Consider the following 12,932-nt stretch of genomic DNA (forward strand, 5'->3'; position numbering starts at 1 on the left):
TTCCCCTATTTAGATATCCATGCTTGTTCCGTGAAGCTATAATCAAATCTGAACGTGCTTATATTCAACAATGTTTCCAATAATATAACGTATGATTTGTATAGCTTTTGTATTTGTACAAGTTTAAAATATTATGTAAATAAGATGTGAGGAATAAACACACAAAAAAAGAATTAAAAAGCATAATAATAATGCAAAGTATAGCACATGTAGCATAAAATTTTAAAAAATTTATATAAACCAGCTGTAAGAGATGAAAAGAATAAAATTGATTTATTATCCAAGCAATAAGCAAATGGTACATGTCTTTATACAAAAAGTTAGCCAGGTATTATTTTGGGGATTCAGCTTTATTTTTATCTGTAGTTGTAGCAAGCAACTACACCAGGTTCATCCAGAGCACGGTCAAACAATTTTGTTCATTTCAAATTTACATAAGGCTGTAGACCATAGAATTGTAGATTGTATTAAAAATTTCATTAAGAAAAAAGGAGCCAATGTAAACCTGCAAGACGATAAAGGACAAACCCCTTTACATCTGGCTGCATTCAATGGACGTGACAATTGTATTCCCGTTTTAATTGATAACGGGGCCAATGTAAACCAAGAGGACAGATATCAGCAAACTCCTTTACATCTGGCTGCAATAAATGGACGTGACAATTGTATTCCCGTTTTAATTGATAAAGGGGCCAACGTAAACCAAGAGGGCAGGTATCAGCAAACTCCTTTACATCTGGCTGCAATAAATGGATATGAAACATGCATTAGACTTTTAATTAATAAAGAGGCCGATGTAAACCGGCAAGATAATAATGGCTTCACTCCTTTACATTATGCTGCAATAAATGGACGTGACAGTTGTATTCCCGTTTTAATTGATAACAGGGCTAATGTAAACCTGCCAGATAGTAAAGGAAAAACTCCTTTACATTATGCTGCAGAATATAACAGAGAAGAATTCATGAATCTTTTAATTGATAATGGGGCTAAGGTAAACATACAAGACAATAACCAACAAACTCCTTTACATCTGGCTGCAATAAATGGACATAAAGCATCCATTAGACTTTTAATTATTTTAATTAATAAGGCCAATGTAAACCTGCAAGATAATAATGGCTTCACTCCTTTACATTATGCTGCAGCCCTTGAAAATGACAAATTCATTAAGCTTTTAATTGAGAACGGGGCTAAGGTAAACCTGCAAGACAATAACAAACAAACTCTTTTACATCATGCTGTAGCCCGTGGAGATGAAAAATTCATTACGCTTTTAATTGAGAACGGGGCTAAGGTAAACATACAAGACAATAACCAACAAACTCCTTTACATCTGGCTGCAATAAATGGACATAAAGTATCCATTAGACTTTTAATTATTTTAATTAATAAGGCCAATGTAAACCTGCAAGATAATAATGGCTTCACTCCTTTACATCTGGCTGCAATAAATAGACATGAAGCATGCATTAGACTTTTAATTAATAAAGGGGCCGATGTAAACCAGCAAGATAATAATGGCTTCACTCCTTTACATTATGCTGCAGCCCTTGGAAATTACAAATTCATTAAGCTTTTAATTGATAAAAGGGCTAATGTAACCCTGCAAGATAAAGAAGGAAAAACTCCTTTATATTATGCTGAATTAAAGGGACATAAAGCATGTAGTAGCCTTTTAATTGAGAACGGGGCTAATAGAAACCTGCCAGATAATAATAACCTCACTCCTTTAGATATGGCTGAAAGATATAGTAGAGATGCAAATTGTATAAACGCTTTAACGCATCATAGCGCCAAGGGAAACCAAACAAATGCAGCATATAAAGACAATGCGCATATAAATTCTTTTGTGATAGCAATGGAAAATTCAGATCAAAAAGATAGTAATGGACAGGCTTCTTTACCTATGGTAGTTGATAACAATAATGCGTCTCAAGCTAAAAAAAGAAAGGTTGAAGTAAAGGTTGAAATAAAGGATGAATGATTGCATTATTGTGAAAAAAGCTTGTTCCCTTAATAAACCAGTAGGAGTAATTAGATTAAAGTATGGTAATCAGATATAATGAACTTATTCTAGTGGGTTGCTGTCGTTCTTTCCCCTATTTGGATATCCATGCTTGTTCGCTGAAACCATAATCAAATCCGGACGTGCTTATATTTAGCAATGTTTCTAATAATATAATGTATGATTTGTATAGCTTTTGCATTTGTACAAGTTTAAAATACTATGTAAATAAGATGTGAGGAATAAACACACAAAAAAAGAATTAAAAAGCATAATAATAATGCAAATGCAAAGTATAACACACGTAGCGTAAAATTTTAAAAAATTTATGTAAACTAGCTGTAAGAGAAGAAAAGAATAAAATTTATTTTATGATAAGTGGAATCTCATAGTAAATGGAGCCTGATACACAGAATTTAATATAATACAATGCTATCAGCAATAAATAATTTTACTTTAACTATGCAAGCTAAACGTATGTTCCATCCATTTAACTTTTTTATAGAAAAAGGCCATCGTATATTACTTTTTGGTATAATTTCATTTTTACTTATAGTTTGTAATTGCAACAATAAATCAAAACAAAATAACCAAGAGCAATGCAGTAGCGACTTGCATTTGGCAGCTAGCCAGGGAAATAAAAGTCGTATTAGAAATTTAATTAAAGATGGAGCCAAGGTAAACCAGAGGGATAAGGATGGACGAACTCCTTTACATCTGGCAGCAGAAAAGGGCTATAAAGATTGCATAACCATTTTAATCGAGAGCGGGGCGGATGTAAATCAAAAAGATAATGACGATTGCACTCCTTATACGATAGAGCCTTTCCCTTTTCTAACAAAACAAGGTTTCACCGCTTTACATCTGGCAGCAGATAAGGGCCATGCAAGTTGTGTTCAATATTTAATTGAGAAGGGGGCCAACGTAAACCAAAAGAATAGGTGTGGGCAAATTCCTTTACATCTGGCAGCGAAAAATAACCATCCAGATTGTGTTCAATATTTAATTGAGAAAGGGTCCAACGTAAATCAACTAGATTGTAACGAACAAAGCCCCCTACAACTGGCAATAGCAATGTATTTAGGAATATCAATGAATTCAAAAGAAGGTATTAAACATTTAACATGTATTAAAAGCTTAATAAATCAGGGGACTAATCTAAACCAATTAGATAAGCGTGGATACGCCCCTTTACATTTGGCAATACGCCGCGACTATGCAAGTTGTGTTGCTATTTTAATTAATAACAAGGCCGATGTAAACCTAAAAGATAAGCAGGGACAAACTCCTTTACAGCTGGCAATAGAAATGAACAATCCAAGTTATATTACCGCTTTAATTAAAGGAGGGGCCAATGTAAACCTAAAAGATAAATATGGATCGGCTCCTTTACATGCGGCAGCAGACCAGGGCCATTCGGATTGTATTTCTGCTTTAATTAAGGGCGGAGCTTGTGTAAACCAAAAAAGTGATTTTTTGGGGCTAGCTCCTTTACATCGGGCAGTTCTCAAAAATAATGTGCATTGTGTTACTGCTTTAATTAAGGGTGGAGCTGACGTAAACCTACAAGACAATAACGGACAAACTCCTTTACATCTGGCAATGGAAAGGAAATATTCAAATTGTATTGCCATTCTACAGTCTAATGGAGGAAAAGGCTAAAGGCTAAATGATTATATTGTTGTGAAGTTTGGTAAACAATAAACAAATTGGTGCATTTACTTCAAACCTTTATATAAAAGGCATGCCGCTATATTATTTTTGTTTGAGAGAAGCATAGCTCTTTTTTATTTGTAGTTATAGCAAGCAAATACAATAAGTTTATCCGGATCAAAACATAAATAAGCTACATAAATCCAATACATCAACGGCCGGTTCTTTTTATAAGATTGTGTAAAATGATTTTCGTTGTTATATTAATATTTAATTACCTAATTATCATCATGTAACCCAAAAAGATTGAATTCTTTTGTTTTTTCCTTTTTTACAGTTGCTTTTTTTCTCATATATTCTTCCCAAAATTCTGACCTTCTTCTGCTGCTTTTTCTAAAGAATTGAAAATATATTCTTCTATACATTTTTTAAATCCTTTGGCCTGTTTTTTCAATTCTTAAGCTTCTTTTTGAGTCCATAAATGATTAGAAATTATCATTTTTATCTGTTTTTCTAAAAACTCTTCTTCAGTACGATTTTAAATCATGCTTGCTGGGAACGTCATGGGTTCTTTGTTTAGAACTACACCCCTCTAGTGCTATTGAAAAAAGAACCAATAATCAGCGTGTTGGCTGATGGTCTTATGGCTTGGTCGTATAAAATAAAATGGAAGAAGGATCAAAACCAGGTGCATCATGATTGTATAACGCTTGTATGCGTTTAAAAATTTATGTAAACTAGCAATAGATAATAGAAAGGAATAAATTTTAAATATTTTTAAAAATTAAAAAGTGGAATCTTATACACAGATTACATATAGCGCCATAGTAGTGAATAAATTTATTTAAATTTTTTATCTAAACAATAAGTCAATGTTCCGTTCATTAAATGTCTTTATACAAAAAGCGACCCATAGGGTATTATTGCTGGGGTATAGCTTTATTTTTATCTGTAGTTGTAGCAAACAAATACAACAAAGTGACACAAAGCAATGGAGTAATGATTTAGATTTAGAAACTGGCCAGGGAAATGAAAATCGTATTAAAAATTTAATTAAAGGAGGGGCCTATGTAAACCAGAGGGAGAAGGATGGGCGTACTCTTTTACACTTGGCAGCAGAAAAGGGTTATCTAGATTGTATTTCCACTTTAATTAAGGCAGGAGCCGATGTAAACCAAAAAGATAATGATGATTGTACTTTTTTATATCATAGACCAAGTCTTGTCCGTCTAAAAACAAAAAATGGATTCACCCCTTTACATCTGGCAGTAGAAAATAACCATCCAGATTGTGTTGCGTATTTAATTGAGAAAGGGGCCAATATAAACCAAAAGGACAGGTATGGGCAAATTCCTTTACATCTGGCAGCAGAAAAGGGCTATCTGGATTGTGTTATTATCTTAATGGATCACGGGAGTAATGCAAATCAATTAGATAATAATAATTGGGCTCCTTTACATTTGGCTGCAGAAAATAGCCATCCAGATTGTGTTCAATATTTAATTGAAAAAGGGGCTAACGTAAACCAACTAGATGATCAAAAAAGGAACCCCTTACAGTTAGCAATGTATTCAAAATCTTATATTACTGAAAATTCAGAACGTATTAAAAATTTTAGATGTATTGAAATTTTAACAAGTCTGGGGACCAACCTAACCCAAAAAAGTAATTATGGAAACGCCCCTTTACATTTGGCAATACTCAACAACTATGCAGATTGTGTTCAACATTTTATTGACAAAGGGGTCAATGTAAACCAACCAAATAATGCGGGACAAACTCCTTTAGATCTGGCAATACGAATGAAACGTTTAAAATGTATTAATATGCTACAGGCTAATGGAGGAAAAGAGTCAAATGCACAATAGTAGTATAAAATATTGCTTCTAATTTAGTATTATCCTTCTAAACTAGGAGCTGCCATTTGTACAGCAGCTTCAAGATGAAAGCGCGCTGCATTTTTCCAAAAGCGTGTAATGAGCGCATTGGTTTTAGCTTGATAAAGTAGCTATCTTGCCAATTCTTGCTAGGGGCCCAATATAGCTGAATCAATAACTGGTAAAGCAGTAGGGATAGCTAAGTTAAAGTTTGGCAAGCAGTCATAAGTGAACTTTTTTAGGAACCCATTTACAATAACCTGGATAAGGTTACGCGTAAGTTCAATAGGGAATCGATACCCTTTTCTGCACCATAACTACCAGCTGTCCATCCTGTATTAACCAAATAAACAGTTGCGCCACTTCCCTTTAGGCGTTAATATAGCGTATAATTTTATATACTATTTGTATATGTTTAAAACTTATGTAAGCTAGTAGTAGAAAATAGTAGCGGAATAAGTACATAAAAGCATTAAGCAACATAATGCAAAGTATAAGATTATTAATATATTTAGTATTAGTAGTATTGTACTAGTAATGAAGAGGCTTATTTTATTTATTTTATCGTTCAAACAATTAAACAATAATCTTATGTTCCGTTCACGCACTGTTTTTATACGAAAGGCCCATAGGATATTATTTCTGGGGTATATCTTTATGCTTATTTGTAGCTTTAACAAGCAGATAGAACAAACTACTCCTTTACATGCGGCAGCATATGAAGGCAAGCTAGATTGTCTCACGGCTTTAATTAAAGGAGGGGCTGATGTAAATCTAAAAGATAAAAATGGATCGACTCCTTTACATTTGGCGGCACAAGAAGGCAAACTAGATTGTCTCACGACTTTAATTAAAGGAGGAGCTGATGTAAACTTACAAGATAAATATGGACAAGCTCCTTTACATGCGGCAGCATATACAGGCAAGTTAGATTGTCTCACGGCTTTAATTAAAGGAGGGGCTGATGTAAACTTACAAGATAAATATGGAGCGGCTCCTTTATATGCGGCAGCATATGCAGGCAAACTAGATTGTATCACGGCTTTAATTAAAGGAGGGGCTGATGTAAACCTAAAAGATAAATATGGAGCGGCTCCTTTACATGCGGTGGTAAAAATGGGCCATACAAATTGTATGGACGCTTTAATTAAAGGAGGAGCTGATGTAAACTTACAAGATAAAGATGGATTGGCTCCTTTACATGTGGCGGCAGAAATGGGCCATACAAATTGTATGGACGCTTTAATTAAAGGAGGGGCCAAGGTAAACCTAAAAAATAAAAATGGAGCGGCTCCTTTACATGAGGCGGCATATGCAGGCAAGTTAGATTGTCTCACGGCTTTAATTAAAGGAGGAGCTAAGGTAAATCTAAAAAATAAAAATGGATGGGTTCCTTTGCATTTTGCAGCATGTACAGGCAAACTAGATTGTCTCACGGCTTTAATTAAAGGAGGGGCCAAGGTAAACCTAAAAAATAAAAATGGAGCGGCTCCTTTACATGCGGCAGCATATACAGGCAAGCTAGATTGTCTCACGGCTTTAATTAAAGGAGGGGCTGATGTAAACCTAAAAAATAAAAATGGACCGGCTCCTTTACATTTGGCGGCAGAAATGGGCCATACAAATTGTATGGACGCTTTAATTAAAGGAGGAGCTGATGTAAACTTAAAAGATAAAAATGGATCGGCTCCTTTACATTTGGCGGCATATACAGGCAAGCTAGATTGTCTCACGGCTTTAATTAAAGGAGGGGCCAAGGTAAACCTAAAAAATAAAAATGGAGCGGCTCCTTTACATGAGGCAGCATATACAGGCAAACTAGATTGTCTCACGGCTTTAATTAAAGGAGGAGCTGATGTAAATCTAAAAGATAACAATGGAGCGGCTCCTTTACATCTGGCAGAACGATGTTGTCATCAAGATTGTATTGATATACTACAGGCTAATGGAGGAAACTAGGAGCTGCCATTTGTACAGCAGCTTCAAGATGAAAGCGCGCTGCATTTTTCCAAAAGCGTGTAATGAGCGCATTGGTTTTAGCTTGATAAAGTAGCTATCTTGCCAATTCTTGCTAGGGGCCCAATATAGCTGAATCAATAACTGGTAAAGCAGTAGGGATAGCTAAGTTAAAGTTTGGCAAGCAGTCATAAGTGAACTTTTTTAGGAACCCATTTACAATAACCTGGATAAGGTTACGCGTAAGTTCAATAGGGAATCGATACCCTTTTCTGCACCATAACTACCAGCTGTCCATCCTGTATTAACCAAATAAACAGTTGCGCCACTTCCCTTTAGGCGTTAATATAGCGTATAATTTTATATACTATTTGTATATGTTTAAAACTTATGTAAGCTAGTAGTAGAAAATAGTAGCGGAATAAGTACATAAAAGCATTAAGCAACATAATGCAAAGTATAAGATTATTAACATATTTAGTATTAGTAGTATTGTACTAGTAATGAAGAGGCTTATTTTATTTATTTTATCGTTCAAACAATTAAACAATAATCTTATGTTCCGTTCACGCACTGTTTTTATACGAAAGGCCCATAGGATATTATTTTTGGGGTATATTTTTATGCTTATTTGTAGCTTTAATAAGCAAATAGAACAAACTCCTTCTTTTTCTTTACATGCGGCAGCATATGAAGGCAAGCTAGATTGTCTCACGGCTTTAATTAAAGGAGGGGCTGATGTAAACCTAAAAGATAAAGATGGAGCGGCTCCTTTACATCTGGCAGCACAAGAAGGCAAACTAGATTGTCTCACGGCTTTAATTAAAGGAGGAGCTGATGTAAACCTAAAAAATAAAGATGGATTGGCTCCTTTATATGCGGCAGCATATGCAGGCAAGCTAGATTGTCTCACGGCTTTAATTAAAGGAGGGGCTGATGTAAACCTAAAAGGTAATAAACATGGATCGGCTCCTTTACATGCGGCAGCATATACAGGCAAGTTAGATTGTCTCACGGCTTTAATTAAAGGAGGGGCTAAGGTAAATCTAAAAAATAAAGATGGATCGGCTCCTTTACATTTGGCAGCACATACAGGCAAGCTAGATTGTCTCACGGCTTTAATTAAAGGAGGGGCCAATGTAAACCTAAAAGATAAATATGGAGCGGCTCCTTTACATGTGGCGGCAGAAATGGGCCATACAAATTGTATGGACGCTTTAATTAAAGGAGGGGCCAAGGTAAACCTAAAAAATAAAAATGGATGGGTTCCTTTGCATTTTGCAGCATGTACAGGCAAACTAGATTGTCTCACGGCTTTAATTAAAGGAGGGGCCAAGGTAAACCTAAAAAATAAAAATGGAGCGGCTCCTTTACATGCGGTGGTAAAAATGGGCCATACAAATTGTATGGACGCTTTAATTAAAGGAGGAGCTGATGTAAACTTACAAGATAAGTATGGACAAGCTCCTTTACATTTTGCAACATATGCAGGCAAGCTAGATTGTCTCACGGCTTTAATTAAAGGAGGGGCCAAGGTAAACCTAAAGAGGGATAAGAATGGAGAAGCTCCTTTACATTTTGCAGCATATACAGGCAAGCTAGATTGTCTCACGGCTTTAATTAAAGGAGGGGCCAAGGTAAACCTAAAGAGGGATAAGAATGGAGAAGCTCCTTTACATCTGGCAGCATATACAGGCAAACTAGATTGTCTCACGGCTTTAATTAAAGGAGGGGCTGATGTAAACCTAAAAGATAAAGATGGATGGGTTCCTTTGCATTTTGCAGCACAAACAGGCAAGCTAGATTGTCTCACGGCTTTAATTAAAGGAGGGGCCAAGGTAAACCTAAAAGATAAAAATGGATGGGTTCCTTTACATCTGGCAGCATATACAGGCAAGCTAGATTGTCTCACGGCTTTAATTAAAGGAGGAGCTGATGTAAACCTAAAAAATAAAGATGGAGCGGCTCCTTTACATCTGGCAGAACGATGTTGTCATCAAGATTGTATTGATATACTACAGGCTAATGGAGGAAACTAGGAGCTGCCATTTGTACAGCAGCTTCAAGATGAAAGCGCGCTGCATTTTTCCAAAAGCGTGTAATGAGCGCTTTGGTTTTAGCTTGATAAAGTAGCTATCTTGCCAATTCTTGCTAGGGCCCAATATAGCTGAATCAATAACTGGTAAAGCAGTAGGGATAGCTAAGTTAAAGTTTGGCAAGCAGTCATAAGTGAACTTTTTTAGGAACCCATTTACAATAACCTGGATAAGGTTACGCGTAAGTTCAATAGGGAATCGATACCCTTTTCTGCACCATAACTACCAGCTGTCCATCCTGTATTAACCAAATAAACAGTTGCGCCACTTCCCTTTAGGCGTTAATATAGCGTATAATTTTATATACTATTTGTATATGTTTAAAACTTATGTAAGCTAGTAGTAGAAAATAGTAGCGGAATAAGTACATAAAAGCATTAAGCAACATAATGCAAAGTATAAGATTATTAACATATTTAGTATTAGTAGTATTGTACTAGTAATGAAGAGGCTTATTTTATTTATTTTATCGTTCAAACAATTAAACAATAATCTTATGTTCCGTTCACGCACTGTTTTTATACGAAAGGTCCATAGGATATTATTTTTGGGGTATATTTTTATGCTTATTTGTAGCTTTAATAAGCAAATAGAACAAACTCCTCCTTTACATGCGGCAGCATATGAAGGCAAGCTAGATTGTCTCACGGCTTTAATTAAAGGAGGGGCTGATGTAAACCTAAAAAATAAAAATGGATCGGCTCCTTTACATCTGGCGGCAGAAATGGGCCATACAAATTGTATGGACGCTTTAATTAAAGGAGGAGCCAATATAAATCTAAAAGATAAAGATGGACAAGCTCCTTTACATTGGGCAGCATATACAGGCAAACTAGATTGTCTCACGGCTTTAATTAAAGGAGGGGCTGATGTAAACCTAAAAGATAAAGATGGATGGGTTCCTTTGCATTTTGCAGCACAAGAAGGCAAGCTAGATTGTCTCACGGCTTTAATTAAAGGAGGGGCTGATGTAAACCTAAAAGGTAATAAATATGGATCGGCTCCTTTACATCTGGCGGCAGAAATGGGCTATACAAATTGTATGGACGCTTTAATTAAAGGAGGAGCTGATGTAAAATTAAAAGATAAGTATGGACAAGCTCCTTTACATAAGGCAGCATATGCAGGCAAGCTAGATTGTCTCACGGCTTTAATTAAAGGAGGGGCCAAGGTAAATCTAAAAGATAAAGATGGACAAGCTCCTTTACATTTGGCAGCATATACAGGCAAGCTAGATTGTCTCACGGCTTTAATTAAAGGAGAGGCTGATGTAAACCTAAAAGATAAAGATGGATGGGTTCCTTTGCATTTTGCAGCACAAGAAGGCAAGCTAGATTGTCTCACGGCTTTAATTAAAGGAGGGGCTGATGTAAACCTAAAAGGTAATAAATATGGATCGGCTCCTTTACATCTGGCGGCAGAAATGGGCTATACAAATTGTATGGACGCTTTAATTAAAGGAGGAGCTGATGTAAAATTAAAAGATAAGTATGGACAAGCTCCTTTACATAAGGCAGCATATGCAGGCAAGCTAGATTGTCTCACGGCTTTAATTAAAGGAGGGGCCAAGGTAAATCTAAAAGATAAAGATGGACAAGCTCCTTTACATTTGGCAGCATATACAGGCAAGCTAGATTGTCTCACGGCTTTAATTAAAGGAGAGGCTGATGTAAACCTAAAAGATAAAGATGGATGGGTTCCTTTGCATTTTGCAGCACAAGAAGGCAAGCTAGATTGTCTCACGACTTTAATTAAAGGAGGGGCTGATGTAAACCTAAAAAATAAAAATGGATCGGCTCCTTTACATCTGGCGGCAGAAATGGGCCATACAAATTGTATGGACGCTTTAATTAAAGGAGGGGCCAAGGTAAATCTAAAAGATAAAGATGGACAAGCTCCTTTACATAAGGCAGCATATGCAGGCAAGCTAGATTGTCTCACGGCTTTAATTAAAGGAGGGGCCAAGGTAAATCTAAAAGATAAAGATGGACAAGCTCCTTTACATTTGGCAGCATATACAGGCAAGCTAGATTGTCTCACGGCTTTAATTAAAGGAGGGGCTGATGTAAACCTAAAAAATAAAAATGGATCGGCTCCTTTACATCTGGCGGCAGAAATGGGCCATACAAATTGTATGGACGCTTTAATTAAAGGAGGAGCTGATGTAAAATTAAAAGATAAGTATGGACAAGCTCCTTTACATAAGGCAGCATATGCAGGCAAGTTAGATTATCTCACGGCTTTAATTAAAGGAGGGGCTGATGTAAACCTAAAAGATAAAAATGGATGGGTTCCTTTGCATTTTGCAGCACAAGAAGGCAAGCTAGATTGTCTCACGACTTTAATTAAAGGAGGGGCTGATGTAAACCTAAAAAATAAAAATGGATCGGCTCCTTTACATCTGGCGGCAGAAATGGGCCATACAAATTGTATGGACGCTTTAATTAAAGGAGGAGCTGATGTAAACCTAAAAAATAAATATGGACAAGCTCCTTTACATAAGGCAGCATATGCAGGCAAGTTAGATTGTCTCACGGCTTTAATTAAAGGAGGGGCCAAGGTAAATCTAAAAGATAAAGATGGACAAGCTCCTTTACATTTGGCAGCATATACAGGCAAACTAGATTGTCTCACGGCTTTAATTAAAGGAGGGGCTGATGTAAACCTAAAAGATAAAAATGGATGGGTTCCTTTGCATTTTGCAGCACAAGAAGGCAAGCTAGATTGTCTCACGGCTTTAATTAAAGGAGGGGCTGATGTAAACCTAAAAGATAAAAATGGATGGGTGTTCCTTTGCATTTTGCAGCACAAGAAGGCAAGCTAGATTGTCTCACGGCTTTAATTAAAGGAGGGGCTGATGTAAACCTAAAAAATAAAAATGGATCGGCTCCTTTACATCTGGCAGAAGATTTGGTCATCAAGATTGTATTGATATACTACAGGCTAATGGAGGAAACGAGGAGCTGCCATTTGTACAGCAGCTTCAAGATGAAAGCGCGCTGTATTTTTCCAAAAGCGTGTAATGAGCGCATTGGTTTTAGCTTGATAAAGTAGCTATCTTGCCAATTCTTGCTAGGGCCCAATATAGCTGAATCAATAACTGGTAAAGCAGTAGGGATAGCTAAGTTAAAGTTTGGCAAGCAGTCATAAGTGAACTTTTTTAGGAACCCATTTACAATAACCTGGATAAGGTTACGCGTAAGTTCAATAGGGAATCGATACCCTTTTCTGCACCATAGCTACCAGCTTGTTCCATCCTGTATTAACCAAATAAACAGTTGCGCCACTTCCCTTTAGGCGTTCCCTAAATAAATGGAGGTATGTTTTTTATTTGTTGGACAA

At 36.2% G+C, this 12,932-nt stretch carries 8 protein-coding genes and 2 pseudogenes; 7 read left to right on the forward strand and 3 right to left on the reverse strand.

From position 1 onward, the window contains the following. Positions 1–253 precede the first annotated feature (253 nt). Positions 254–1,987 (forward strand): ankyrin repeat domain-containing protein, encoded by a 1,734-nt coding sequence (locus DK880_RS01055; RefSeq protein ID WP_109996997.1) that lies wholly within the window; start codon positions 254–256, stop codon positions 1,985–1,987. Between the two features lie 450 nt (positions 1,988–2,437). Next, positions 2,438–3,670 (forward strand): ankyrin repeat domain-containing protein, encoded by a 1,233-nt coding sequence (locus tag DK880_RS01060; protein ID WP_109996998.1) that lies wholly within the window; start codon positions 2,438–2,440, stop codon positions 3,668–3,670. A gap of 269 nt (positions 3,671–3,939) precedes the next feature. Here DK880_RS01060 and DK880_RS05100 read toward each other — a convergent pair whose 3' ends face one another. Beyond that, positions 3,940–4,086 carry a hypothetical protein gene (locus DK880_RS05100; RefSeq protein ID WP_162534081.1) on the reverse strand — a complete coding sequence of 49 codons (147 nt, stop codon included), beginning with the start codon at positions 4,084–4,086 and terminating at the stop codon, positions 3,940–3,942. Positions 4,087–4,533: 447 nt separating this feature from the next. Between DK880_RS05100 and DK880_RS01065 the strand changes: the two genes are divergently transcribed. Then, complete coding sequence (locus DK880_RS01065; protein ID WP_109996999.1) at positions 4,534–5,529, forward strand: ankyrin repeat domain-containing protein; 996 nt, start codon at positions 4,534–4,536, stop codon at positions 5,527–5,529. 158 nt (positions 5,530–5,687) lie between these two features. Here DK880_RS01065 and DK880_RS05660 read toward each other — a convergent pair. Beyond that, positions 5,688–5,831: pseudogene (locus DK880_RS05660) on the reverse strand (hypothetical protein); the annotation flags it as partial. 244 nt (positions 5,832–6,075) lie between these two features. Here DK880_RS05660 and DK880_RS01075 point away from each other — a divergent pair. Next, positions 6,076–7,497 carry an ankyrin repeat domain-containing protein gene (locus tag DK880_RS01075; protein WP_109997000.1) on the forward strand — a complete coding sequence of 474 codons (1,422 nt, stop codon included), beginning with the start codon at positions 6,076–6,078 and terminating at the stop codon, positions 7,495–7,497. Between the two features lie 112 nt (positions 7,498–7,609). On the opposite strand, the pseudogene DK880_RS05665 reads toward DK880_RS01075, so the two are convergent. Continuing rightward, positions 7,610–7,753: pseudogene (locus tag DK880_RS05665) on the reverse strand (hypothetical protein); the annotation flags it as partial. Between the two features lie 244 nt (positions 7,754–7,997). On the opposite strand from DK880_RS05665, the gene DK880_RS01085 reads away from it, so the two are divergent. The 3 genes from DK880_RS01085 (at position 7,998) to DK880_RS01100 (ending at position 12,644) form a co-directional block, all read left to right on the forward strand. Continuing rightward, the gene (locus DK880_RS01085) at positions 7,998–9,533 is read left to right on the forward strand and encodes an ankyrin repeat domain-containing protein (protein WP_109997001.1); all 1,536 of its coding nucleotides are present in this window, start codon (positions 7,998–8,000) and stop codon (positions 9,531–9,533) included. Between the two features lie 499 nt (positions 9,534–10,032). Continuing rightward, complete coding sequence (locus DK880_RS01095; protein WP_109997003.1) at positions 10,033–12,414, forward strand: ankyrin repeat domain-containing protein; 2,382 nt, start codon at positions 10,033–10,035, stop codon at positions 12,412–12,414. Beyond that, positions 12,372–12,644, forward strand: a complete 273-nt coding sequence (locus tag DK880_RS01100; protein ID WP_109997004.1) for an ankyrin repeat domain-containing protein — start codon at positions 12,372–12,374, stop codon at positions 12,642–12,644. Before DK880_RS01095 ends, DK880_RS01100 begins: the two co-directional genes overlap by 43 nt. Positions 12,645–12,932 lie beyond the last annotated feature (288 nt).

The sequence above is a fragment of the Candidatus Cardinium hertigii genome (assembly GCF_003176915.1).
GTDB lineage: Bacteria > Bacteroidota > Bacteroidia > Cytophagales > Amoebophilaceae > Cardinium > Cardinium hertigii_A.